The sequence below is a fragment of the Streptomyces sp. NPDC091416 genome, assembly GCF_044756845.1.
Taxonomy (GTDB): domain Bacteria; phylum Actinomycetota; class Actinomycetes; order Streptomycetales; family Streptomycetaceae; genus Streptomyces.
Map to the genome: position 1 here is coordinate 268,797 of NZ_JBIVTU010000012.1, position 24,591 is coordinate 293,387.

The window sequence follows — 24,591 nt, forward strand, 5'->3', positions numbered from 1 at the left end:
GCATCAGCTCCTTTCCGAGGTGCCACGGCCCTGAGGGGACGTGGGGGGCAGCGGGTCGGTGCGGGAGACCTGGGCCTCCGGGTAGGCGACGTGGCCCGGTGCGACCGGGGGCGCGGGTACCTCGTCGATCTTCTCGGCGTGCTCGATGCGGCAGGCGCACACCTTGTACTCGGGGATCTTGGAGCGGGGGTCCAGGGCGTCGATGGTCAGCGCGTTGGCGGCGGTGGGGACCGGCCAGTGGTACGGGATGAAGACGGTGTCGGGGCGGATCGCCTCGGTGACCAGGGCGGGGAAGACTTCGCTGCCGCGCCGGGTGACGACGCGGACCGGTTCGCCGTTGCGGAAGCCGTGGGAGGGGTGGACCTCGACCCAGGGGCGCGGGGTCTGCTCGACGAGGCCGCCCAGGCGGCGGGTCTGATTGCCGGAGAGGAAGTGGGCGACGGTGCGACCGGTGGTGAGGGACATGGGGTGCTCGTCGTCGTACGGGTCCATCGGCAGGTGCCATTCCACGACCTGCATATGGATCTTGCCGTCGGGGTGGTAGGTCCTGCCGTCCTCGAAGAGCCGGGGGGTGCCGGGGTGATCGGTGGAGGGACAGGGCCAGGCGATCCCGCCGGTCTCCTCCAGCCGTTCGTAGGTGATGCCGTAGTAGTCGTTGACGGTGCCGGCGGAGGCGATCCGCAGTTCGTCGAAGACCTCGCGGGAGTCGGCGAAGGCGAATTTGTCGCCCGCGCCGAGACGTCTGGCGAGTTCGCACATCACCCAGGTGTCGGTCCGCACGCCGGGGGGCGGGTCCTGGGCCTTGTTGTGCTTGACCACCCGGGCCTCGGCGTTGGCCATCACGCCGTTGTCCTCGGCCCAGGTCGTGACGGGGAAGACCACATGCGCGTTGGCCGCGGTCTCGGAAAGGAAGAAGTCGAATTGAGCGTGGAACTCAGCGGTGTCGTATCCCTCCTTGACCACCTTGTAGTTGGGCAGGGAGACGAACGGGTTGTTGCAGATGCCGATCAGTCCGCGGATCTCGCGGCGCTGCATCTGCCAGACCATCTCCATCATCGAGGTGCCGATCTGCGGGAGTTCGGATTCCTCGATGCCCCAGATCTCGCAGATCTGCCGGCGGTGCTCGGGGTTGGTGATGGAGCGGCCACCGGGCAGCAGGTCGGACTTCTGGCCGTGTTCTCGGCCGCCCTGGCCGTTGCCCTGTCCGGTGATGGTGCCGTAGCCGGAACCGGGCTTGCCGATGTGTCCGGTGGCCGTGCAGAGATTGATCACGGTGAGGCAGTTCTCGACGCCCTGGGAGTGGTGCTCGATGCCCCGGGCGTGCCAGGCCATGGCCTTGGGGGCACGGGCGAAGGTGCGGGCGACCTGCACGATCTGTTCGGCGGGGACGCCGCAGATCTCGGCGGCACGGGAGGGCGGGTACTCGGCGACCTTGGCCTTGACCTCTTCCCATCCGGTGGTGTGGGCGGCGATGTAGGCCTCGTCGGTGAGGCCCTCCTCGATGATGACGTGGAGCACGGAGTTGAAGAACGCCGAGTCGGTGCCGGGCTTGAGGGCGACATGGATGTCCGCGGTCCGCGCGATGGCCGTCTCGCGCGGGTCGACGACGATCAGGCTGGCGCCGCGGTCCCGGGCGCCCCACACGTACTGGGTCATCACGGGGAAGCATTCGCCGACGTTGGAGCCCGCGATGAGGAGGCAGTCGGTGAGCAGGATGTCGGAGAAGGGGTTGCCGGCCCGGTCGATGCCGAAGGCGAGCTTGTTGGCGCTTCCCGCGCTGACCATGCAGAGACGGCCGTTGTAGTCGACGTGCCGGGTCTTGAGGGCGACCCGCGCGAACTTGCCGACCAGGTAGGTCTTCTCGGAGAAGAGGCTCGCCCCGCCGAGCAGCCCGAAGGCGTCGTTCCCGTAGGCCTGCTGGATGCGTTTGATCTCGGCGACGGTGAAGTCGAGGGCCTCGTCCCAGGAGACCTCCCGGAACTCCTCGTCACGGGAGCGGCGCATCAGCGGGGCGGTGAGCCGGTCGGGGTGGTTGACCTGCTGGTACGCGTTGATGCCCTTGGGGCACAGGCGCATCCGGTTGATGTCGTGGTTGCGGGGTTCGACGCCGAAGACCTTGCCGCCGCGGTCGACGCGCAGATACATCCCGCACTGCACTCCGCAGAAGCAGCAGTGGGTGGGGACGAGCGTCTCGCCGTTCTGGTCGGCGTGCCATTGGTCGGCGGGGATGCCGCCGGCGTCGCGGAAGGCACGGGTGCCGGGCGGGGCGAGAGAGGGGTCGAGGGGGACGACCGCACGGGTGTCGGCTGCTCGCGGGTCCGCGGTCACTTGAAGCCCTTCTTCACCTGGGAGAGATAGGCACTGCCGCGCAGCACCCGCTTGCAGCGCGGGCAGTACTCGGCCCACTCGTCGAAGTCGAGGCTGAGGTCGCGCATGGTGCCGCGGAGGTTCTCCACGTACGGGGCGGTGTCGATGGGTTCCTCGCAGCGGCGGCAGCTGAAGACCTCCTGGTCCTGCCGGCCGGTGTACTTGAACAGCTGCATGCCCACGGCGGCGGGGCGCTGGACGATGTGGAAGAACTTCCCGAACGGGATGTAGATGAGCGTGAAGACCACGGAGACCATGTGGAGGATCGCCAGGAACTCGTATCCGCCGCCGTGCAGGAAGATCGACGAGAAGGTGAGGAGCAGACCCGTCACGGAGATGACGATCAGTGCGATCAGCGGCACGAGGTCGTAGCCGAACCGCTGGCCGGTGATGGCGCCGCGGTCCTTCATCCGGCGCCACAGGAAGTAGGAGGCGCCGGGGATGACGAGGACGGCGGCGATGTCCAGGCCGTGAAACATCAGCCAGCCGAGGAAGTCCAGGGAGTCGAAGCCGACGATCTTGAAGCCCCAGATGCGCATCTCGTAGCCGGGCCCGGATCCGGTGCCCGAGGTGAAGGTGAACCAGCCCCAGGTCAGCGGGAAGGTGATCAGCGAGGCAAGGATGCAGCCCCAGAAGATCAGCTGGTGGGCGGCCCAGCGCGCATGGGAGCGGGCGCCGAGGAACTTCTGGAAGCCGAGGTAGGTGGCGATCATCTTCGGCAGGGCGGTGGGTGCCTTGCGGAAGTTCTCGGCCGAGAACAGGCTCCCCCAGCCCTTCTTGAACAGCCGCCGGGCGCCGGGCGCGGAGACCCAGACCGTGTAGCGGTAGGCGACTCCGAAGGCGAGGAAGACGGTGGCCACGGCGTACGGCAGGAGCGCGGAGTCGAAGTTCTCCAGGAACCGGCTGCCCAGCACGATGGCCACGATCAGCAGGAGGGAGACGATCGCGCCGGCCGCCGTCGCGCGGGCGGTGACGGACCGGGGGACGGCGGCGCCGAAGCGGGCGGACCCGCCGGAGGACGGCGGGTCGACGGCCGCGCCGGCGGAACCGGTGGGGTCACCGGGGGCGGGCTGCGCTGCTGCGGCAGAGGCTTCTGGTGGCTCGGTCACGCCGTCAGCGTAGGGCTGTATGGGGAGATTAGTCCTGTTTTATAGCCTTACGGGGTGAGCGCGTCGTGGATGCCCGGCGGCACCGAATGGCCTGGGGGATGTACAGACCGAGCGGTGGGCGGCTGCGCGCCAACGGGAAGGGGTCACGCGGCCCATACGACCCATGCGGCCCATACGGCTAAGGCGGCTTAGGCGGCTCAGGCAGCCAAGGCGACTTACGCGCGGGCCGGGCCGTGGTCCGTGCGGCTCACGCGCAGGCCAGGTTGCGGTCCTGCGGTGCGCGCTCTTCGCGCAGGCCGGGCCGTGGCCGCACCGCCCAGGCGCGGCTCGCGCAGGCCGGGCCGTGGCCCGCACCGCCCAGGCGCCACTCGCGCAGACCGGGCCGCGTGTCGCCGGGGATGGGGTGCCGCTTCTCGCGCGCAGCGCGGACGGCCACGCGGCGATCGCGTCGCCCTGGATCCTCGGGAGGCTCCGTGGGTACGTTCACCGGGCACGGCCCCGCCGTCGGCCACCCGCGTCACGAGGAGCACCGGATGACTCGCCAGGACACAACGCCCCCGACGCCACCGGTCGTGCCGCCGCCGCACCGGAGGGACGCGCTGACCGATGTCGCCGGGATCCGGGTCGGGCATGCGCGGGTCCCGGGCGCGGGTGCGTTGAGCGGCACCACCGTGGTCCTCGCGCCCGAGGGCGGAGCGGTCGCGGCCGTCGACGTACGCGGCGGCGGACCGGGCACCCGCGAGACGGACGCACTGGATCCGCGCAATCTGGTGCAGCGCATCGACGCCGTGGTCCTTACCGGCGGCAGCGCGTTCGGCCTGGACGCGGCGTCCGGGGTGATGGCCTGGCTGGAGGAGCAGGGGCGCGGCGTGCGGGTCGGTGCCGATCCGTCCCAGGTGGTCCCGGTGGTCCCCGCCGCCTGCGTCTTCGACCTGGGAAGGGGTGGCGACTGGCGGGCCCGGCCGGATGCCTCGACCGGCCGGGCCGCGGTGGAGGACGCGGCGCGCACGGAGCCGGGCGCCGCGGTCGCCGAGGGCTGCGTCGGCGCGGGCACGGGTGCGGTCGCCGGCCGGCTGAAGGGCGGGGTGGGCACGGCGAGCGTCCTGCTGCCGTCCGGGATCACCGTGGCCGCGCTGGCGGTGGTGAACGCGGCGGGCTCCGTACTCGACCCGCGCACCGGGGTGCTGTACGGGGACTACGGAAGCGCCGAGCCGGCCGTCGCACCCGCGCCGGAGGTCCACCAGGAGGCGCAACGGCGCCTGGCGCAGGCGCACGACGCAAACACGCGCCCCCCGCTCAACACCACGCTCGCCGTCGTCGCCACGGACGCCGAACTCGGCCGCGCGCAGGCTCAGAAGCTCGCGGGGACGGCACACGACGGGCTGGCGCGCGCCATCCGGCCCGTCCACCTGATGAGCGACGGCGACACCGTCTTCGCCCTGGCCACCGGCGTCCGGACACTGGATCCGGCGAACCCGCTCGCGATCAATGACCTGCTGGCGGCGGGTGCGGAGGCCGTGACCCGGGCCATCGTGAAGGCGGTGCGGGCGGCCACGGGCGTCAACGGCCGCAGCGGCGGCGGCACATACCTCGCGTACGGCGACCTCTACGGCACACCACGGCAATCGGTGCAGTCTCCGGACGATACGGCGAACGCATCCGACTCCCCCTCGACATAGGGAAGTTCGGACAAACTGCGGGAACCTTCTGCGTGCACCGTACGTTTTTCCCAACCCCGGTCACGATGTCAGACCCAGGGACTACGTTGAGCACGCACCAAGTCACACGCGGCGACGGCCTGGAGACAGCACCTTGAGCGATCCGTACGAGACAACCGAGCAGCACCTCGAGCGAATCCTGCGGCGGGCTCTCAACTCGTTCGACCTGCCCGACCGCACGGTCGAGCGGCTCGGCACCGCGCTCGCCCACAGCAGTTCCCTGCACTCCTCCCACCACAGCCCCTCCCTGCACCGCGAGACCTACCGGCACACCTATCTGCTGGCCGACGGCATGCCGCTCACCCTGTGGGAGCTGGTGCACTGCGGTCCGCGCCCGAGCGCCGCCCCGGTGAAACCGGGGCACGGCGCCGAGCCGCACCCGCCCCAGCACGAGCTGTACGACGACGAGGCGGACGCCCATGTCGCGGCGGCCAGGCTGACCGGCGGCTTCTGCGACGGCCCGGTCTTCGGGCACGACGGACCGCAGGCCGACCTGGAGATCATCGACGCCCTGATGGCGGCGCCCCCGGCCCCGCTGCCCCGGATGTACGCCCCGGACAATTCCGCCGACCATGCCCGCCGGGTGCTGCGCCGGGCGGAGAACCGGAACCGGCCGGGCGAGGCGACGGCCCTCCTGCTGCGGGCTGCCTTCGCTCATCACATCACCCAGATCTTCGGCCGCCAGTGCCAGGTGGACGGGCGGGACGCGGGGTTCACGCTGTACGAACACGCCTTCCTGCTGCTCGACGGCAGTGAGACGAGCCTGTGGGAGGTCGAGCACACGGCGACGCCGGACGGCCGTCACATGTGCGAGGTGTACGGCGACGAGGAGGCCGCACGCGGCGCGATGGAGAGCCGCACGCGCATCTGCTGACCTGCGAGCCGCCCCTCGTACGGACATGCATGACGGCGGCCCGGCCCGTTCGGCATGGGGGCCGGCCGGCCCCCCACGGACATGAGGATGCCCGCACCCCCGGCGGGGGTTGCGGGCATCCTCGGTTCTTCCGTCGTCCTCTTCCGCTCCGCCTGCTCAGTGCGTCAGCACGGGCTCCTTGGCGGGCTCGTCGAACGGCTCCGCGCTCTCGTCGCCGCCCTCCACGTGCTGCTTCGGACGGGCCGGCAGCGCGAACATCACCACGAAGATCACGGCGAGCACACCGGCCACACACCACAGCGAGTGCTCGAAGGCGTCGGCGAACGCCGGACCGATCTCCGGCGGCGTCAGCCTGTCGCCCATCGTCCCGAAGAAGACGACCGAGACCAGCGCGAGCCCCAGCGCATTGCCCATCTGCTGCACCGTGTTGAACAGCCCGGAGGCCGATCCCGCGTGCTCCCTGGGCACCTCGGACAGCACCGCGTCGGCCAGCGGGGCGACGATCAGGCCCATTCCGACGCCCATGACCACCAGCGGCAGCGCCATCTGCCAGGACGCGATCTCCATGCCGTAGCGGCCCGACTCCCAGATGTAGAGCAGCAGACCGGCGATCATGAGCAGCGCCCCCGCCTGGAGCACCTTGCGTCCGAAGCGCGGCACCAGCTTCTGTACGGAGATGCCGGCGGCGGCCGAGACGGCGACCGAGAACGGGATACCCGTCGTACCGGCCCGCAGCGCGCTCCAGCCGAGCCCCTCCTGCATGTACAGCGTCCAGACCAGGAAGAAGATCCCGAGGCCGATGCCGAAGGTCAGCTGTACGGCGATGCCCGCGGCGAAGCTCTTGACCCGGAACAGCGACAGCTCGACCAGCGGCGAACCGTCCCGGAGAGCCTTCCCCCGCTCGAACAGCACGAGGGCGGTGAAGACGACGACGCTGCCGGCCATCGACAGGTAGCCCCAGAGCGGCCAGCCGAGCTCCTCGCCGCGGGTCAGCGGGTAGATGAGCATGAGCATCCCCAGCGTCACCAGCACCACACCGACCAGGTCGAGGCGGAGCGCCTTGGGCGCCTTGGACTCCATGATGAACTTCCGGCCCAGGATCAGGCCCGCGATGCCGACGGGCAGATTGATCAGGAAGATCGGGCGCCATTCGAGACCGGCGATGTTCCACTCGGTGAGCAGGGCGCCGAGCAGCGGGCCGGACACGGCGCCGAGGCCGACGATCGCGCCGAAGAGGCCGAAGACCTTGCCGCGCTCGTGCGCCGGGAAGGTGGCGTGCACGATGGACAGCACCTGCGGGACCATCAGCGCGGCCGTGCCGCCCTGGAGGATGCGCGAGGCGACGAGCATCTCCGGGTTGGCGGCGAAGCCGCAGAGCGCGGAGGCAACGGTGAAGCCGCCGATCCCGATGAGGAAGAGCCGCTTGCGGCCGTAGATGTCACCGAGCCGGCCACCGGTGATCAGACCGGCGGCGAAGGCCAGGGCGTACCCGGCGGTGATCCACTGGATCGAGCTGAACGAGGCGCCGGTGTCCTCCGTGATGCTCGGGATGGCGATGTTGACGATCGTGACGTCGACCAGGTCCATGAAGGCCGCGGTCATCACGATGGCCAGCGCGAACCACCGTCGGCGGTCCGACGCGTCCGGGGACGCCGGGGGAACCGCCGTCGGCGACGGCTGGGATGCGGAAGAAGTCATATGAAGAAGTTAAACGTCGATTAGGTCAGGTCATGACCCAATGGACGGGCATCCTGGGTGACATGACCGACACCCCGGCACGACTGCTGAATCTGCTGTCACTGCTCCAGACGCCGCGCGAGTGGCCGGGCAGTGAACTCGCCGACCGGCTCGACGTCAGCGCGCGCACCATCCGCCGCGACATCGACCGGCTCCGCGACCTGGGCTATCCCGTCGAGGCGTCGCGCGGCTCGGTCGGCGGCTACCGCCTCGTGGCCGGCACGGCGATGCCGCCGCTGCTGCTGGACGACGAGGAGGCGGTGGCCATCGCGGTGGGGCTGCGGGCCGGGGCCGGACACGCCATCGAGGGCGTGGACGAGGCCTCCGTACGGGCCCTGGCCAAGCTGGAACAGGTGCTGCCCTCACGGCTGCGCCACCGGGTCTCCACCCTGCAGAACGCGACGATGCCGCTGGCCCGTGGTGACGGCTCGACCATCGACCCGCAGACGCTGACCGTGATGGCGTCGGCGGTCACCGGCCGGGAGCGGCTGCGGTTCGCGTACCGGGCGGGGGACGGCGCCGAGACGCGGCGGCAGGTGGAGCCGTACCGCCTCGTCAGTACCGGGTGGCGCTGGTATCTCGTCGCGTACGACCTGGAGCGGGAGGACTGGCGCACGTTCCGGGTCGACCGGGTGAGCGCGCCGTTCGCGACGGGTGCGCGTTTCACGCCTCGTGAGCTGCCGACCGGCGATGCGGCGGAGTTCCTCACCAGCTCCATGGCGCGCCGGCAGCCGGAGCTGGAGGTCGATGTGAGTTTCGCGGCTCCCGCCGAGTTCGTCGCCTCGCGGCTGCCCGCCTCGATCGGCCCGCTGGAGCCGGACGGCGAGCACGGCTGCCGGCTGCGGGCGGTGCTGACCGACTCGCTGGAGTGGGTGGCGCTGCGCCTGGCACTGGTGGACTGCGAGTTCACCGCGCACCGGCCGCCGCAGCTGGTGACGTATCTGAACGACCTGGGTGGCAGGCTCACCCGCGCGGCGGCGTCCGGCTCATGAGGGCCGTCGCGGTCTTCCCGGAAACCTCTCGGTCTCCCCGGAAACGGTCTTCCCCGAAAAAGGGATGAGCCCCGGCGCCAGGGGGGGGTGGGCGCCGGGACTCAGCTTCAGGGGGCCGCCGATGTGAAGCGGCCCAATTCGGAGGTTACTGGACTCGGGCTCACGCCGCAGCGTCAAAGCCCGTGTCGTGAGCCATTCGCTTCAGTTCGAGCAGCGCGTGCTTCTCGATCTGGCGGATCCGCTCGCGGGTGAGCCCGTGCTGCTTGCCCACCTCGGTCAGGGTCCGCTCACGGCCGTCCTCGATGCCGTACCGCATACGGATGATCGACGCGGTGCGGTTGTCGAGCTTGCCGATCAGCTCCTCCAGCTCCTCACTGCGCAGCAGCGTCATCACGGACTGCTCGGGCGACACCGCGGAGGTGTCCTCCAGGAGGTCGCCGAACTGCGTGTCCCCGTCGTCGTCCACCGACATGTTCAGACTGACCGGGTCACGGGCCCAGTCCAGGACGTCGCTGACCCGCGATGTGGTCGAGTCCAGCTCGGCGGCGATCTCCGAGTGCTCGGGATCGCGCCCGTTCTCACGGTTGAACTCGCGCTGGACACGGCGGATCCGGCCGAGCTCCTCCACCAGGTGGACGGGGAGCCGGATCGTGCGCGACTGGTCGGCTATGGAACGGGTGATGGCCTGCCGGATCCACCACGTCGCATACGTGGAGAACTTGAAGCCCTTGGCGTAGTCGAACTTCTCGACCGCGCGCACCAGGCCTGCGTTGCCCTCCTGGATCAGGTCGAGCAGGGGAAGCCCGGCCCGCGGATAGCGGCGGGCGACGGCAACGACGAGTCGGAGGTTGGAACGGATGAATATGTCCTTGGCGCGCTCGCCCTCGGCGACCAGCGCCTCCAGCTCCTCGCGCGAAGCCCCGCCGGCTTCGCTCTCCACCGCACCGTCGAGGACCTGCTGTGCGAAGACGCCCGCTTCCAGGGTCTGCGACAGCTCGACCTCCTTGGCGGCATCGAGCAACGGCGTGCGCGCGATCTCGTCCAGGTACATGCCGACCAGGTCGCGATCGGCGATCTCCCCGCCCACGGCGCGAACACTGCTTGCCCGGTTGGTCCCGCCGGTGGCGGACGAACGACGGGCGACGGCACGGGTTGCCATGCGTGCTCCCTTGCTGAGTAGGTCGCGACACCCTCTCGGGTGCCCTGCATCCGATGGAAACAACGACTGGAATCCGGACAGAATTCCCATGACCGGCATTCACTTTCGTGATCATGCAGTACCCTGTCGCGCCGACAGGGGAGGGCATATGACACAGCCGCGTACGGACGTGCAGGTCAGGGCAGGCGCCGAGAGCGATCTGGAGGCGCTGACGGACATCTACAACCACTACGTACGTGAGACCGCCCTCACATTCGACGTCAGCCCCTTCACCCCCGAGCAGCGCCTGCCCTGGCTGCGCTCCCATCCTGAAGACGGCCCGCACCGGCTTCTGGTTGCCCAGGACGCACGTCACACGGACGGGCCCGGCGCGCCCGGCCCCCGGATCCTGGGCTATGCGACCAGCAGCGCCTTCCGCCCCAAGGCGGCGTACTCGACCTCCGTCGAGGTGAGCGTCTACTGCTCCCCCGACGCCACGGGCCGCGGCGTCGGCACCCTCCTCTACACGGCTCTCTTCGAGGTCCTCGCCGGCGAGGACCTGCGCCGCGCGTACGCGGGCATCACCCAGCCCAACGACTCCTCGGTCCGGCTGCACGAACGCTTCGGGTTCCGCCCCATCGGTACGTACACGGAGGTCGGCCGGAAGTTCGACCGCTACTGGGACGTGGCCTGGTACGAGAAGCGGCTCGGGCCGCAGACCTAGTCCCGGCACCCGTCCCACACGGGACCGGAGCCCGTTACCGTGCGCCGCCGGGATGCCTAGCGTGACTCCGCATGGACCTCACGTCACGCACGGCACCCGACACCTCGGGAACCCTCGACGAAGCACTGGAACGGCTCCACGCCTTCGGCCCCGAGCGCGGCGGCCGGCTGAGCAACCACGCCCCGATGGCCGTCGAGGCGCTGGTGCGCCACGGCCGGGCATCCGGGGTACACCGCTGGCTGGACCACTACCGGACGAAGCTGGAGGACATGCCGGACCGGGTCGCCGAGGTGACCCCTGCGAACTGGCGGGAGGCGCTGGGCGACCCCCGGCGCATCGCCGACTGGGCGGTGTACTTCGAGCGCGAGACGGCCGGCCGGCCCTGGCGCGAGGTCCTCGCCGCATGGTGGCCGCGCCTGCTGCCCGGCATCGCGGCCGGGTCCACGCACCCGGTGATCCGCGTCGGCCACAGCGTGCGCACGCTCCTGGACGGGCCGGAGACCGCGCCCCGGGTGACCGAGCTGGCCCACGCACTCGGCTACTGGGCGGCGCGCCATCAGCCGCTGCCCCCGCTGTCCTCGCTCGCCCCGGCAGCCGACGCCGCCACCGCACTGGACGCGGTGGCACCGGTCCCCGACCCGAGCGGCGGCATGCGGCACCGGCTGGCCCAGCTGACCGCGTTCCCGGTGTGGCCGGGGCAGCCCGTGACCGGCCCGGAAGCCGCCCGCGCCCGGCTGGAGGAACTGGTGCGGGCCGCCACGCACCGCTACGCGGCGTACGGGTACGGCGAACCGGTCATGCTGGTGCACGCCGCCACCGCGCCCAACGCCGTGCTGCGGACCCTGCCCGCACTCCCGCGCGCGTTGTGGGCGCCGAGCCTGGCGGCCGCCTGGGCGGCGAGCGCGGCGGTCACGGCCGCGTACTCCCCGGCCCGGCCCGCCGAGCGCCCGGCCGTGCCGGGCGGGCTGTCCGCCGAGGAGGTCTTCGCCCGGGCGGCCGCGCACGGCGACGACCACACCATCAAGTTCACCGACACCGCCCTGGACGTCGGTGACCCGACCGCGCTGGCCGCCGCGCTCCGCTCGGTCGAGCTGAACCCGCCGGCGTTCTGACCGGCTGAGGCGTGCCGCGGGCCCCGCGGCACGCCTCAGCCGAACTGCACCGAGCGCTTGGCCAGCCCCAGCCAGAAGCCGTCGATCACGCTGCGTCCCTGCCCGAGCTCCTGCTCCGCGGCCCCGAGCGTGACGAAGAGGGGGGCGAAGTGCTCGGTGCGCGGGTGGGCGAGGCGGCCGGCCGGGGACTTGTGCTCGAAGTCCAGCAGCGCGTCGATGTCCTGCGCCTGGAGCGCGCGGTGTCCCCAGTCGTCGAACTCCGCGGACCAGCCGGGCACGCCGCCGCCCGTATGCCGCAGCGCGGCCAGGTTGTGCGTGAAGAAGCCGCTGCCGACGATCAGGACGCCCTCGTCGCGCAGCGGCGCGAGCTTGCGTCCGATGTCCATCAGCTTCTGCGGGTCCAGCGTCGGCATGGAGATCTGCAGGACCGGGATGTCGGCCGCGGGGAACATCTCCACCAGCGGGACGTACGCCCCGTGGTCGAGGCCGCGGTCCGGGATGTCCTGGACCGGCGTACCGGCGCCGCGCAGCAGCTTGCGGACGCTCTCGGCGAGGGCCGGGGCGCCCGGGGCGGCGTACCGCACCTGGTAGTAGTGCTCGGGGAAGCCCCAGAAGTCGTAGACCAGCGGGACCGTCTCGACGGCTCCCAGCGCGAGCGGGGCCTCTTCCCAGTGGGCGGAGACCATGAGGATGGCGGTGGGTCGCGGCAGCCCGGCGGACCAGGCGGCCAGTTCGCCGGGCCAGACCGGGTCGTCGGCCAGCGGCGGTGCGCCGTGGGAGAGATAGAGGGCGGGCATGCGCTCCGCGGTGACTGTCATGACACTCCCCATCCACTGCTACTCAAGGTAAGTCTTCTACCGGGGCCTTCGACAGGAACTTTTCTTTAATATTCAAGTTCCCATCCCTGGAGACCTTAGCTCTATCTAGTTCAACTTTCAAGAAAAGGTCGTACAGTGGAGTACATGACCACGGCATCCACCGGTGCGCCGCGCTGGCTCACCGACGAAGAACAGAGCGTCTGGCGCGCGTACCTTCACGCCACCACGCTCCTGGAGGATCACCTCGACCGCCAGTTGCAACGCGATGCCGGCATGCCGCACATCTACTACGGGCTGCTCGTCCAGCTCGCCCAGGCGCCCCGCCGTCAGCTGCGGATGACCGAACTGGCCAAGAACGCCAAGATCACCCGCTCCCGGCTCTCGCACGCCGTCGCCCGGCTGGAGAAGAGCGGCTGGGTACGGCGCGAGGACTGCCCGTCCGACAAGCGCGGCCAGAACGCGGTCCTCACCGAAGAGGGCTACGAGATGCTCCGCCGCTCGGCCCCCGGCCACGTCAGCGCCGTACGGCAGGCGATGTTCGACCGGCTCACCCCCGAGCAGGTGCGCGCGCTCGGCGAGATCATGCAGGTCATGGCGGCCGGACTCCAGCCGGAGGGCACCGGGGCGGACCTGCCCTGGCTCCGCTGACCACACCCGCGCACGCCCCTCCGCACACGCCTCCGCCCCGGCTCCGTAGAAGCAGTACGGAACCGGGGCGGAGCTCGCTTCACACGCCGTCACGAGAGCGACGGAACCTCACGGACGAGCGCTCAGTGCGCGACGACCGGGATCCTGAACTCGTCCTCGACACCATCGGCGTCACCGGAGCCGGTGCCCCCGGACGTCGTGGTGGCCGACGGACGGCCGGCGTTGATGAAGGTCCCCGCGATCGCGGCGGCCACCACCAGGATGCCGACGGCCCACCAGATGGCGCCGGTGAAGCCGTGCACCATCGACTGGAGCTTCAGCTGCTCCGGGTCGGTGGCACCGAGCGCGGCGTGCGAGGTGGCGTACGCCGTGGCGGCCGAGGCGGCGATGGTGTTGAGCAGCGCCGTACCGATGGCACCGCCGACCTGCTGCGAGGTGTTGACCATCGCGGAGGCGACACCCGCGTCACGCGGCTCGATGCCGTGCGTGGCCAGCGACATGGCGGGCATGAACGCCGTGCCCATGCCGAGACCCAGCAGGAGCTGGCCCGGCAGGATGACCGCCGCGTAGGAGGAGTCGATCTCCAGCTGCGTCAGCAGCAGCATGCCGACACCGGCGAGCAGGAAGCCGGGGGCCATCAGCAGACGGGCCGGGACCCGCGTCATCAGCCGGGCGCCGATCTGCGTCGAGCCGGTGATCATGCCGACGATCATCGGCATGAAGGCGAAGCCCGTCTTGATCGGCGAGTAGCCCTTGACGACCTGGAGGTAGTACGTGAGGAACAGGAACAGGCCGAACATCGCGATGACGGCAAGACCCAGCGAGAGGTAGACGCCGCCCCGGTTGCGGTCCATCACGACGCGCAGCGGGAGCAGCGGCGACGCGACCTTGGACTCGACCAGGACGAAGGCGAGCAGCAGGACGCCCGCGGCGACGAACGTGCCGATGGTCAGCGCGTCCGACCAGCCGCTGGACTCGGCGCGGGTGAATCCGTAGACCAGCGAGACCAGACCCAGCGCGGACAGGACGACGCCGGGGATGTCGAGCGACGAGCGGTTGCGGCTGCCGGCCGGCTCGCGGATCACGAAGTACGCACCGGCCGCCGCGACGATCGCGAAGGGGATGTTGACGAAGAACGTCCAGCGCCAGTTCAGCGTCTGGGTGAGGAATCCGCCGAGGATCAGGCCGACGGCGCCACCGCCACCGGCGATCGCCCCGTAGATGCCGAACGCCTTGGCGCGCTCCTTGGCATCGGTGAACATCACCGCGAGCAGCGAGAGGGCGGCCGGGGCGAGCAGTGCGCCGAAGACACCCTGAAGGGCGCGGGAGCCGAACAGCATGCCCTGGTTCTGCGCCGCGCCGCCGAGGGCGGAGGCCAGCGCGAAGCCGATCAGGCCGACGACGAAGGTGCGCTTGCGGCCCCAGAGGTCGGCGATCCGGCCCCCGAAGAGCAGCAGTCCGCCGAAGGCGAGGGCGTAGGCCGTGATGACCCACTGCTTGTTGGCGTCGGTGATGCCGAGGTCCGTCTGGGCGTGCGGAAGCGCGATGTTCACGATGGTGGCGTCGAGCACGACCATCAACTGCGCGAGTGCGATGAACGCCAGCGCCTTCCAGCGACTGGGGTCCGGGAGTCGGATATCAGCTGTTTTTGACATGGGAGTAGCCACCTAAGGACGCGCGAGAGCGCGCGAGGTCGTGAACCGTGCGTTCGGTGAAGGCCGGGCGGAAGCGAGGTCGGTCTGGCTGGACTGTGGTCAGGAAGGAAGAAGGCGAGGAGGGAAGAGGGAACGGGCGCGGTGGGGCGTCCGGTTCAGGAGCCCGGTGCGGTGGTCAGCTCCGGCGCCGCAGGTCCTCCAGGGTCGCCGCCGTTCCGGGGAGTACGGACCGGGCCGGGGCCTCCAGTCCGTCCAGGAACAGCTGGATGTGGCGATGGGTGAACCGGTCGATGTTCGGGCAGGCGATGCCCGGCAGCGGCCGGGTGAGCTGGGAGAGGACGACCAGTACGTCGCCGACGGCGATGTCGGCACGCAGGCGCCCCGCGGACATGGCGCGCCCGACGAGTCCTTCGACGGCCTCTTCGAGGCGCCGGCGCTCGGCGAGCAGTTCGGGATGGTCCTTGTCGAAACCGCCGGACAGCATGGGGCACAGGGCCCCGATCCGTTCGTCGGCCGCCGCGTGCACGAAGCGGCTGAGCGCGACGAAGGGATCCTGCTCCTCGTTCGCGGCCTCCTCGGCACGGTCGGTGGTGCGGGAGGTGACCGCGAGGACGACCTCATGGGTCAGCGCGGCCCGGTCGGGGAAGTTCCGGTAGAGGGTGGCGTTGCCGACGCCGGCGCGGCGGGCGACCTCGTCGAGCGGCACATCGGGGCCGAACTCGACGAACATCTCGCGCGCCGCCGTCACGATCCGCTCCCGGTTGCGCAGCGCGTCGGCCCTCGGTCGGGGCGTACGCGGCTGCGCGGTTCCGGCTGCGGTGCGGGTGACGGTGTCCACGGCGGCGCTCCTTCTCTTCCGGTGTTCGTGACTACGGCGGCCCTTTCGTACAACCGGGGACCGCCTCCCCGTTTCGCAGGGACACCGGTTCAAACGGGGAAATGCTCCCCGGTTATTTCCCCGGCCGATGTGACCTGCGCCACAGGTCCGGGAAAGGGAAAAACCAACCGATCGGCGCACCCACCGCGCGGCACCGCACCGCCCGGCCAATGCTGATCGACAGAGCGCAGTCAGGGTCGGCTGACTGCCGCGGACCCGAAGGCGCCTCTATGCAGCAGCCCCGCCACCGGATACGCAAGCACCGCCACCCGGTCGCACTCGGCGCGGCAACAGCCCTGGTCATCGCCTCCCTCGCCTCGGCGAGCAGCACCCTCCCCCTGCCCAGCCGGGCCTCCGCAGGCCCGATGACCACCAGCCACGCGGCCGGTCTCGGACCGTGCCGGATATCGGCGACCATGGGGGTGCAGATGTCGGAGGGCATGCCCACGCAGCCGGGCTACGCCCGTTCCACCGGCCAGATCCACGCGTTGAACCTGATGATCGACTTCCCCGACGCGGAGGGAAAGGAGCCGGCCATGGACCGGCTCGCGGAGTTCTTCCCGCAGACCACGGACTGGTTCCGCACGAGCTCCTACGGCCGGCTCACCTACGTACCCGAAGCGCCGGTGAAGACCTGGCTTCGGATGCCGCTGCCGTTCGCGGAGTACGGGATCGAGCGCGGATCACCGTACGAGCCGGGCTACCGCCACCTCGTCCAGGACATCGTCGCCGCCGCCGACCCGAAGGTGGACTTCACCGCGTACGACCTGGTCAACATCCTGGTCACGCCGAACGCCGGCCCCTCCGCCCTGGACACCGTGCTGTCCGTGACCTTCTCCGGCAACGACGACGCCCCGTACGCGGACGGCATCCCGCTCTCCAACACGTCCTTCGTCTACAGCCGCCAGGACGACGGCTCGGGCTCGTACGCCCAGACCGGCTACCGCGTCCTGCCGCACGAGAACGGCCACGTGTTCGGCCTGCCCGACCTCTACACGATGGAGGGCGGGGGCTCGGTCGGGCACTGGGACATCATGTCCGAGGACTGGGGCGCCAACAACGACCTGCTGGGCTGGCACAAGTGGAAGCTCGGCTGGCTGGACAACAGCCAGATCAGCTGCGCCTCCCGGCCCGGCACCAGCGACCACGTCCTGGAACCGCTGGCCACCCACGGCGGCACGAAGCTGGCGTTCGTCCCGCTGACCGCGGAGTCCGGCTACGCGGTGGAGGTACGGACCCAGGCCGGCAACGACCAGGAGGTGTGCCGGCCGGGCGTGCTGATCTACAAGGTGAGCTCGGACGTCGACACCGGCCAGGGCCCCGTGTCGGTCGCGGACAGCACGAAGGACAGCAGCGGCTGCACCCGGCTGCCCAACGTCCACGCCGAACTCTCCGACGCGCCGTTCCAGCCCGGCCAGTCCTTCACGGACCGGGCCAACGGGATCAGCATCTCGGTGCTCGAAAAGGATTCCAAGGGCGACTACCGGGTCCGCGTCACCCGCCTCTGACCGTCTCCCCCGCCATGCCCGCCTACTCCGCCCGGCGGCCGACGACGTCGACCCGCCCGTACCGGACCACCGCCAGGTCTCCGGTACGGAACCAGCCGCCGGTGAACGCCTGCGCCGTGGCCTCCTCGTCCTGCCAGTACCCGCGGGCCATCGCCTGGCCCCGGAGCCACAGCTCGCCGGTCTCCCCCTCGGGCAGCGCCTCGCCCGCCGGACCGGCGATCCGCACCTCGGTGCTCGGCGTCGGCCGCCCGGCGCCGCCCGGACGGAGCCGGTACTCGGCACCGGAGTTCGCCAGGACCGCGCCGCCGGTCTCAGGCGGCCCGTACCCGCTGTACGGCTCGATCCGCTCCCCGCACCGGGCGGCCAGCCGCGCGGCCAGGTCGTGCGGCGGCGCGGAACCGCCGGTGTCGAGCATCCGGAGGCTCTCCAGCGCGTCTCCGGTCCGGGCTGCCTCGGCGAGCAGGTCCAGGGCGGCTTCCGGCGTCCCGGCGCAGCTCGTCACGCGGTGTTCCCGGATCAGCCGCAGCGCCTGCTCCGCGTCCCACTCGTCCATCAGGACGACGGCACCGCCTGCCGACATCGCCGCATAGAGGGCGCTGAGCGCGGCAACGTGGAAGAACGGGAACGTCAGCAGCGTGACGGGCGCGGGCTCCAGCCCGGGGACGGTTCCCCGGGCGAGCGCGGAGGCTGCGGCGTGGAACCGCGGGTTGCGCGCGGCGCCCGCCTGGGCGAGCTGGGTGGCGACGACGCCACGGGGTCTGCCGGTGGTGCCCGGGGTGTAGAGGATCGTCGCGTCGTCCTCGGGCCGGACCTCGGCATCGGGCGGCGCGGCGAGCGGATCGGGCGCCGGCAGGTCCTCGTACCGCTCGACGCGGTCCTCCGGAGCACGGTGGCGGTCCCCGTCGTGGAAGACGATCACGCGCGCCCCGGCCTTCCGCGCCCAGTCCGCGACCGGCGGCAGCCGTTCGCCGTCGACCAGCAGCACCCGGGGCCCGCAGTCGTCGAGCGCATACGTGAACCGGTCCTGCGTCCACCGCGGGTCCAGCGGCACGGCGACCAGCCCGGCCAGCTGGGCGGCCCAGAAAGCGATCTGCCACTCCGGACGGTTGCTCATCGCCACCACGGCCCGGTCGCCCGGACGGAGCCCGTACGCATCGCTCAGCCGGCACGCCAGCGCGGACGCGGCGGCGAAGAACTCCCCGTACGCGTAACTGCGCCCGCCCGCGATCCCCGCGACGAGGAACGGCCGGTCCCCGAACGCCCACGTGGTCTCCACGAACTCACGGAGCGTCCCCGGCCCGTCCGCGTACATCAGTGAGCCCGCCTGCGGGCCGTCCTCGGCCCGCACCACGGCGAACGGACCGCCGGGACGGGTCAGTGCGGCGTGGACACGGGCCGCCGCCGCGGCTGCCGGCTCGGCCGGTTCACCTTCGGAATGAGGCACGAACGGCCTTTCTGGGCGCATGTTCACGATCTTGGCGAAGCTAAGGGCTGTCCCCCACCCCGTCAAGGGAGCCCCCGGCGCGTGCGAGAGCGCGGAAGGCCGGTGGCCGAACCGGTCAGGAATCGAGAAGCACGGGCGGTGGAGCCGCACTTAGCGTGAAGCACATGACCTTCATCGAAGCCCTCACCCTCGAGGTGGCCGACACCGCCGCCGCCCACCGCTTCTACACCGCCCTCGGTCTGGACACCCGGGTGGGCCTGCGCGCCTCGGACGCGCCCACCACCGGATTCCGCGGATTCTCGCTGTCGCTCACGGTCTCCCAGCCGGCCGACGTCCGCGGTCTCGTCGACGCCGCCCTCGCTGCCGGGGCCACGGAGCTCAAGCCCGCGTCGAAGTCCTTCTGGGGCTACGGCGGTGTCGTCCAGGCGCCGGACGGAACGATCTGGAAGATCGCGACCTCAGCGAAGAAGGACACCGCCCCGGCCACCGGACGGATCGACCAGATGATCCTTCTGCTGGGAGTCGCCGGCGTGAGCGCGAGCAAGCGTTTCTACGTCGAGCGCGGCCTCACCGTGGCCAAGAGCTTCGGCAGCAAGTACGTCGAGTTCGACACGCAGGACAGCCCCGTCAAGCTCGCCCTCTACGGGCGGCGGGCCCTGGCCAAGGACGTCGGCGTCCCCGTCGACGGCACGGGCTCGCACCGTCTGGCCCTCGTGGGCGGCTCCGGCGCCTTCACCGACCCGGACGGATTCGGCTGGGAGGCCGCCTCCCTGACGACCGCGCCCTGATCGCGCCGCACGGGCGCGCGGGGCGCCGGACCGGGTGTCAGGCGGGCCAGGCGGACCGGCCCGAGAGCAGGGCCCGGGCGGCTTCCTGGGTGGCATCCCTGTCGAAGCCCTCCGTCCGCCAGGTCGTCGCGCGCATGCTGCCCCGGTTCCGGTAGGAGCGCACGATCCTCATGTGGTCGCGGCGCGCCACGAACGCCTGCAGATCCCGCTCCGTACGCCATACGGAGACCGAGCCCGAGCGCGGACGGAACGGATCGGGATCGGCCCACAGCCACAGGCCGACCGCACCTTCCAGGTCCTGCCAGATCCGCCGCAGGGCGATTCCCTCGACGGTGACGCCGACCGCGGTCAGCGGCCGGTGCGGGGTGAACTCGGTGACGCTGACGACGGCCGCGCCGTCCGTACCCCCGCCGCTCCCGCCACCTTCGTCATTCCCGTCGCTCCCGCCGCCCGCTCCGGGCGCGGCGTCCGCTGCGGGACCGGGCTTCCACGGTGTGAACCAGAGGGTGGCCGACATGGTGTCCTCCTCGTGGGAGAGGGGCTGTGGACTTCCCTCACCTATAAAAGCACGGTCGTTCGTGCTAACTTATCATGCTCAGGATACCTATCGAGGAGTACTGGGCATGGTCCACACCGAGGCACTCGCCAGCACCGCGCTCAACACCGTGTCCCGGGTCTCGGGCGGACTCGCGGGGGCGGGCACCTACACCCTGTTCCACATGCCGCTGGCCCGGAGCAGAATGCGGAACTCGGAGCGGGAGCTCTTCGGCAAGGCGGAGATCCGGCGGCTGAAGGTCAACGGCAAGCTCGCGGTGACCTACCGGTGGGGCGACGGCGAAAGGCCCGTCCTCCTGGTGCACGGCTGGCAGTCGCGCGGCTCGCGTCTCGCGGACTTCGTCCCCGGCCTCCTCGACCGGGGCTACAGCGTCATCACCTTCGACGCGCCCGGCCACGGCGACGCGACCGGCCGCAGCACCACGATCCTCGAGTACCGCGACATCATCACCGGACTCCAGAACGAGTACGGCGAGTTCGAGGCCCTGGTCGCGCACTCGCTGGGCGCCCTGGGCTCCTTCTTCGCGCTCCAGGGCGGGGTGACGGCGAAGCGGATCGTCACCATCAGCGGGGTCTGCGACTACGACTACCTGATCGAGGAGTTCAGCTCCGCCCTCAAGCTGCGCCCCTCACTGAAGGAGCAGCTGCACCAGCGCGTCGCGAAGAACCTCTTCCCCGGCATGCCGGCCGACCGCACGCCGTTCTCCGCCGTGAACACGGTGACGGACCTGGAGCCGCCGCTCCTGATCATCCATGACGAGGACGACACGAGGATCAGCGTGAAGCAGGGGCGCCGGCTCGCCGCCGCCTTCGGCGCCCAGGCGCGGCTGATCATCACGAACGGTCTCGGGCACCGCCGGATCCTGGGCGATCCGGACGTCGTGCGCACCGTCCTGGACTTCGTCGAGCACGGGCCGGACCGTTCCGCGGACGCGCCCGCCGAGGCGGACGCGGGCAGCGAGGCGGCCGCGGCCCAGTGAGCGCGGCCGTGCGGGCCGGTACCTGACGGCTCCGCCCGCACGGCCGCTCTCTCCGGCGCCCTCACACGTGCGCGTCGAGGAACTCCAGGACGGTCCCGAACACGTCCAGCGCGGCGCCCCGGCCGACGAACGTGTCGAAGTGGCCGTAGCCCGGGATCTCCTCGTACCGCACGTCGAGTTGCGGCTGCCGGGCGGCGAGCACCTCGTGGCAGAGCTTCTGGGAGTCCAGCCACATGCCGTTCTCGCTGCCGGAGACCAGCAGTACCGGGCAGTCGATCCGGCCGGCCTCGTCCAGGGCGTTCTCGGGCAGCGCCCGGTACCGGTCGTCGCCCTGATTCCAGCGCACCACGCTGCGGGCCAGCGCGACCCGCCGCAGATGCGGCAGGATCCACAGCGGCGCCGGGCCGAGGAGCTGTGCCAGACGCTCATGGGTGGCGTCCGACAGGTTCTCGTGCACGAACAGCGACGCACCCACGCACCAGGCCGAGTTGGACAGGATCTGGCAGGTGGGGTCGGGGCAGCTCGCTCCCTTCGATGCCAGGGCGAACAGCGGGGTGTAGCGCGACCAGAACCCGACCTTGCGGAAGTCCACCGGGATGTGGTCGAAGCGGGACCGGAACAGTTCGCCCGCCATCGTCATCTTCAGCGAGGTCCGGGCCGCCAGCTTGGGCGTCAGGAACACCCCCTGCGCGACCACTCCCGCGAGGCCCGGCACCAGTCCCGCGGTCATGCTCATCGAGAGCGAGAGCGCGCCGATGCAGTGCGCCACGGCGAACAAGGGCCGGTTGCCTATCCGTTGGCGTATGTACGCGACCGCGGCGGGGATGTCGTACAGCGCGACGTCGTCGTACGTGTAGCGGCGGCCGGTCTCGTTGTACGGCAGCCGGCAGCTGCCCCGCCAGTCGAGCAGCCACGGCTCGTACCCCTCGTCGAGGAGCACGTCGACGAGATTGCGGGTCTCGGGCTGCAGGAACATGTCCGACGAGGCCGTGTGGCCGTGCAGGAGCAGCACCGCGGGCCGGTCCCCGCGGCCGGTCCCGATCCGGGTGAGGCCCAGCCGGGTGCCGTCGTCCGCCCGGAAGGGGATCTCCTCGACGACGCTCTCGTCGAGGCGCGTGTACAGGGGCCGCAGGATCATCGCTTGCGCTCCGTCAGGGTCGGGTGCCGGCGTAGGTCGAGCAGGTCCGCGCCGACCCGGGCGAACGGGCCGAGCAGTCCGCGGCCGATCTCCAGGCCGAACCAGGCGAGCCAGCTCAGCTTGGCGAGCCGCTTCTCCTGGCCGGACAGGCGTGGATCGACCCGGATGCCGTCGACCTGATCCCGTACGTAACTGTCGGAGGGCACGACGATCTCGCCCGCCAGCGACGCCGGTTCGCCCTCACGGCCGAGCTCGACGGTCAACGCCCGCGTCTGGCGCCACAGGTCACGCCGCGCGTGGGCCGACTTCCTGCCCTCCAGCCACCACGTCCCGCCCTCGGCATCACGCAGCCGCAACCGGTAGCGGAGCAGCGGATGGTGCACACCGTGCTCCAGCGGGATGCCTTCCTGGGGACGGACCCACACATCGCCCTCCTCGACCACGAGGGGTTCAGGGTGCAGGAGCGCGCAGGACAGCTCGCCCCGGACGTCCACCCGGCGCTCCTTGACCAGTTGGTACATGCTCACGATGGACAGGGTGAACGAGGCGGTGCACGGGGTGTCGGCGGGGCCGCCGGACCGGCCCAGGCTGCCCCGCATGGTCTCGGGGAACCAGAGATAGGGCTGGTCGGTACGGTCCGGGAGCCGGGCGAGGCCGTCCCCGGCCAGCCGTTCGAAGGTCTTCAGCTGCTCCTGCATGCCGTACCGCGTCGAGGCGGGCAGGTCCTGTGCGGCGACGAACGCCTCGGTGCGCTCGGCGGTGGCCGCCGGGCCCATCAGGGTCGCCTCGCACAGCTTCACGGCGGTGGGACTCTCCAGTACCCGTGCCAGGAAGTCGAGTTCGGCGACAGGTTCGTCCCGCAGCCGGGCGATCACGTCGCGCCGCCACGCGTCCCAGTCCTGGACGCGTACGTTCATGCCGCCGAGCTTCATGTCGTGGACGACGTCCGCCAGGGAGCTCGGCGTACCGCTGAGGTGGTAGTTGTAGCCCCAGGCGTCGGGCTCGCAGATCGCGGCCACCGCCACCCGGCTCACCCACTCCACCGGGGCGGCGTTGAGATGGCGGAACGCGGGCACCGTACGGAACCGGCTGAACACCGACATCATGCCGCTGCTGAGGTCCTGGGGGTTGCTGGCCCCCGTCCTGGTGTGCCCGCCGATGCCGCCCGGCCGCAGGAGCGTGACGACCAGACCGTGTTCGCGGGCCCGCCGGAGCGCGGCCTCCGCGGCCCACTTCGACTTGTCGTACCCGGCGACCAGGCCGTCGATGTGCGCGACCGGGTCGTCCTCGCCCATGGACTCGATGCCGATCTCGTTGAAGACCGCGATCGAGGAGACGTGGTGCAGCGGTTTGGGCCGTCCGGTGGCCGCCAGTTCCGCGAGCGTCAGCGGCCCGATCACATTGCTCTGCCGCAACGACGGGTAGCCGCGCAGGAAGTCGACCGCCGCGCCCACGCTCACGACGGAGTCCAGCTCCCCGGCCAGCCCGTCCCAGCGCTCGTCCGCCAGACCGAGGCGCGGCAGGCGCAGGTCGCCCGGCAGCACCGTCACGCGTCGCCGGATCTCGCCGGACCAGGGCAGGGAGAACCGTTTGAGCGCCGCGCCGAGCCGCGCGGTGCCTTCGTCCTCGTCGGCCGCGCGGACCAGGCAGAACACGTGGGCGTCGCTGTGACGCAGCAGATCGAGGAGCATGTGGCCGCCGAGGAAACCGGTCGCCCCGGTCAGCAGGACCCTGCGGGGCGGGGCGGCCTCCGGCCGGCGGGCCCAGGGCAGACCGTCGGCGCGGGCGAGGTCGGCCAGGATCAGGTCGAGGTCGGCATCCGTGCCGGTGCCGGCCGCGGCTCGGGGTCCGTGTGCCGGGACCGGCAACGCCTGTGGTGCGGACCCGTCCGTCGAGAGCGCGCGAGCGGCCAGGCTGCGCGGACGGGCGTCGGCGAACACGTCGTCGAGGCTGAGTTCCAGCCCGAAGTCCCGGGCCAGGCCGGCGACGAGCGTCACCGCGTCCACCGATGTGCCTCCGGCGTCGAAGAAATCGGTGTCGGGGCCCATCGCCCCGCCCGGCAGCAGGCCGGCCGCCTCGGCCGCGATGATCTCGGCCAGCCGCGCCGCCTCTCCACCGGCTGCCGCACCGGCCGCCACCCGCCCGGCAGCCGGACCGGCGTCCGCCGGGGCCGCCGCCGGCCGGACCCTGGCCAGCAGAGCGGGCACCGTCAGCCGGCCTCCGCCCCGCTCGGCCGCCTCATCCGCCGTCTCCTGCCCGGCACTCGCGCGGCCTCGCGGCACATCCGCCTTCTCCTGCCGGGCACTCGCGCGGCGTCGCGCCTCATCCGCCTTCTCCTGCCGGGCACTCGCGCGGTCTCGTGACACGTCCTCGTTCACTTCCCCCATGGTGCGCCTCTCAGGTGTGCAC

Annotated in this window: 21 protein-coding genes; 9 read left to right on the forward strand and 12 right to left on the reverse strand. The window is 71.2% G+C overall.

The window, feature by feature from the left end:
* Positions 1-3: 3 nt before the first annotated feature.
* The 3 genes from ACIQMX_RS31490 to ACIQMX_RS31500 all read right to left on the reverse strand — a co-directional run bounded on the left by ACIQMX_RS31490 (position 4) and on the right by ACIQMX_RS31500 (position 3,912).
* Complete coding sequence (locus ACIQMX_RS31490) at positions 4-2,328, reverse strand: molybdopterin oxidoreductase family protein (RefSeq protein WP_363067258.1); 2,325 nt, start codon at positions 2,326-2,328, stop codon at positions 4-6.
* On the reverse strand, positions 2,325-3,476 hold the full coding sequence (locus tag ACIQMX_RS31495; RefSeq protein WP_363067257.1) for an MFS transporter: 1,152 nt from the start codon (positions 3,474-3,476) through the stop codon (positions 2,325-2,327). The genes ACIQMX_RS31490 and ACIQMX_RS31495 overlap by 4 nt, the downstream gene beginning before the upstream one ends.
* 247 nt (positions 3,477-3,723) lie before the next feature.
* Positions 3,724-3,912 carry a hypothetical protein gene (locus tag ACIQMX_RS31500; protein WP_402483159.1) on the reverse strand — a complete coding sequence of 63 codons (189 nt, stop codon included), beginning with the start codon at positions 3,910-3,912 and terminating at the stop codon, positions 3,724-3,726.
* A gap of 97 nt (positions 3,913-4,009) precedes the next feature.
* Between ACIQMX_RS31500 and ACIQMX_RS31505 the strand changes: the two genes are divergently transcribed.
* Both ACIQMX_RS31505 and ACIQMX_RS31510 read left to right on the forward strand, forming a co-directional pair.
* Positions 4,010-5,155 (forward strand): P1 family peptidase, encoded by a 1,146-nt coding sequence (locus ACIQMX_RS31505; protein ID WP_402483160.1) that lies wholly within the window; start codon positions 4,010-4,012, stop codon positions 5,153-5,155.
* Between the two features lie 133 nt (positions 5,156-5,288).
* Complete coding sequence (locus ACIQMX_RS31510) at positions 5,289-6,068, forward strand: DUF6227 family protein (RefSeq protein ID WP_363067255.1); 780 nt, start codon at positions 5,289-5,291, stop codon at positions 6,066-6,068.
* A gap of 156 nt (positions 6,069-6,224) precedes the next feature.
* On the opposite strand, the gene ACIQMX_RS31515 is transcribed toward ACIQMX_RS31510, so the two are convergent.
* Positions 6,225-7,766 (reverse strand): MFS transporter, encoded by a 1,542-nt coding sequence (locus tag ACIQMX_RS31515; protein ID WP_402483164.1) that lies wholly within the window; start codon positions 7,764-7,766, stop codon positions 6,225-6,227.
* 32 nt (positions 7,767-7,798) lie between these two features.
* Here ACIQMX_RS31515 and ACIQMX_RS31520 point away from each other — a divergent pair, with 32 nt between their 5' ends.
* Positions 7,799-8,797, forward strand: a complete 999-nt coding sequence (locus ACIQMX_RS31520; protein WP_402483167.1) for a helix-turn-helix transcriptional regulator — start codon at positions 7,799-7,801, stop codon at positions 8,795-8,797.
* Between the two features lie 160 nt (positions 8,798-8,957).
* On the opposite strand, the gene ACIQMX_RS31525 is transcribed toward ACIQMX_RS31520, so the two are convergent.
* Positions 8,958-9,956 carry a sigma-70 family RNA polymerase sigma factor gene (locus ACIQMX_RS31525; protein WP_363067253.1) on the reverse strand — a complete coding sequence of 333 codons (999 nt, stop codon included), beginning with the start codon at positions 9,954-9,956 and terminating at the stop codon, positions 8,958-8,960.
* Positions 9,957-10,104: 148 nt separating this feature from the next.
* Between ACIQMX_RS31525 and ACIQMX_RS31530 the strand changes: the two genes are divergently transcribed.
* Complete coding sequence (locus ACIQMX_RS31530) at positions 10,105-10,659, forward strand: N-acetyltransferase family protein (RefSeq protein WP_363067252.1); 555 nt, start codon at positions 10,105-10,107, stop codon at positions 10,657-10,659.
* A gap of 71 nt (positions 10,660-10,730) precedes the next feature.
* Entirely contained in the window at positions 10,731-11,771 is a 1,041-nt protein-coding gene (locus ACIQMX_RS31535) for a questin oxidase family protein (RefSeq protein WP_363067251.1), read from the forward strand.
* A 35-nt stretch (positions 11,772-11,806) separates the two neighbouring features.
* Here the strand turns inward: ACIQMX_RS31535 and ACIQMX_RS31540 are convergent, their stop codons facing one another.
* The gene (locus ACIQMX_RS31540) at positions 11,807-12,589 is read right to left on the reverse strand and encodes a class III extradiol ring-cleavage dioxygenase (RefSeq protein WP_363067250.1); all 783 of its coding nucleotides are present in this window, start codon (positions 12,587-12,589) and stop codon (positions 11,807-11,809) included.
* A gap of 135 nt (positions 12,590-12,724) precedes the next feature.
* Between ACIQMX_RS31540 and ACIQMX_RS31545 the strand changes: the two genes are divergently transcribed.
* A complete protein-coding gene (locus ACIQMX_RS31545; RefSeq protein WP_402483172.1) occupies positions 12,725-13,237 on the forward strand; it encodes a MarR family winged helix-turn-helix transcriptional regulator in 513 nt (170 codons plus the stop codon).
* 122 nt (positions 13,238-13,359) lie between these two features.
* Here ACIQMX_RS31545 and ACIQMX_RS31550 read toward each other — a convergent pair whose 3' ends face one another.
* Positions 13,360-14,892, reverse strand: a complete 1,533-nt coding sequence (locus ACIQMX_RS31550; protein WP_363067248.1) for an MFS transporter — start codon at positions 14,890-14,892, stop codon at positions 13,360-13,362.
* Between the two features lie 175 nt (positions 14,893-15,067).
* On the reverse strand, positions 15,068-15,730 hold the full coding sequence (locus ACIQMX_RS31555) for a TetR/AcrR family transcriptional regulator (protein ID WP_363067247.1): 663 nt from the start codon (positions 15,728-15,730) through the stop codon (positions 15,068-15,070).
* A 269-nt stretch (positions 15,731-15,999) separates the two neighbouring features.
* Here ACIQMX_RS31555 and ACIQMX_RS31560 point away from each other — a divergent pair, with 269 nt between their 5' ends.
* Positions 16,000-17,277: a M6 family metalloprotease domain-containing protein gene (locus ACIQMX_RS31560; RefSeq protein WP_363067246.1), complete on the forward strand. Its 1,278-nt coding sequence runs from the start codon at positions 16,000-16,002 to the stop codon at positions 17,275-17,277.
* Positions 17,278-17,299: 22 nt separating this feature from the next.
* Here ACIQMX_RS31560 and ACIQMX_RS31565 read toward each other — a convergent pair whose 3' ends face one another.
* Positions 17,300-18,742: a class I adenylate-forming enzyme family protein gene (locus ACIQMX_RS31565; protein ID WP_402483176.1), complete on the reverse strand. Its 1,443-nt coding sequence runs from the start codon at positions 18,740-18,742 to the stop codon at positions 17,300-17,302.
* A gap of 143 nt (positions 18,743-18,885) precedes the next feature.
* Here ACIQMX_RS31565 and ACIQMX_RS31570 point away from each other — a divergent pair, with 143 nt between their 5' ends.
* Positions 18,886-19,509: a glyoxalase gene (locus ACIQMX_RS31570; protein ID WP_363067244.1), complete on the forward strand. Its 624-nt coding sequence runs from the start codon at positions 18,886-18,888 to the stop codon at positions 19,507-19,509.
* A 37-nt stretch (positions 19,510-19,546) separates the two neighbouring features.
* On the opposite strand, the gene ACIQMX_RS31575 is transcribed toward ACIQMX_RS31570, so the two are convergent.
* On the reverse strand, positions 19,547-20,026 hold the full coding sequence (locus ACIQMX_RS31575; RefSeq protein WP_402483179.1) for a hypothetical protein: 480 nt from the start codon (positions 20,024-20,026) through the stop codon (positions 19,547-19,549).
* Positions 20,027-20,132: 106 nt separating this feature from the next.
* Here ACIQMX_RS31575 and ACIQMX_RS31580 point away from each other — a divergent pair, with 106 nt between their 5' ends.
* Positions 20,133-21,044 (forward strand): alpha/beta hydrolase, encoded by a 912-nt coding sequence (locus ACIQMX_RS31580; protein ID WP_363067242.1) that lies wholly within the window; start codon positions 20,133-20,135, stop codon positions 21,042-21,044.
* Positions 21,045-21,105: 61 nt separating this feature from the next.
* On the opposite strand, the gene ACIQMX_RS31585 is transcribed toward ACIQMX_RS31580, so the two are convergent.
* Positions 21,106-22,182 (reverse strand): alpha/beta fold hydrolase, encoded by a 1,077-nt coding sequence (locus tag ACIQMX_RS31585; RefSeq protein WP_363067241.1) that lies wholly within the window; start codon positions 22,180-22,182, stop codon positions 21,106-21,108.
* Complete coding sequence (locus ACIQMX_RS31590) at positions 22,179-24,560, reverse strand: thioester reductase domain-containing protein (RefSeq protein WP_402483184.1); 2,382 nt, start codon at positions 24,558-24,560, stop codon at positions 22,179-22,181. Before ACIQMX_RS31590 ends, ACIQMX_RS31585 begins: the two co-directional genes overlap by 4 nt.
* Positions 24,561-24,591 lie beyond the last annotated feature (31 nt).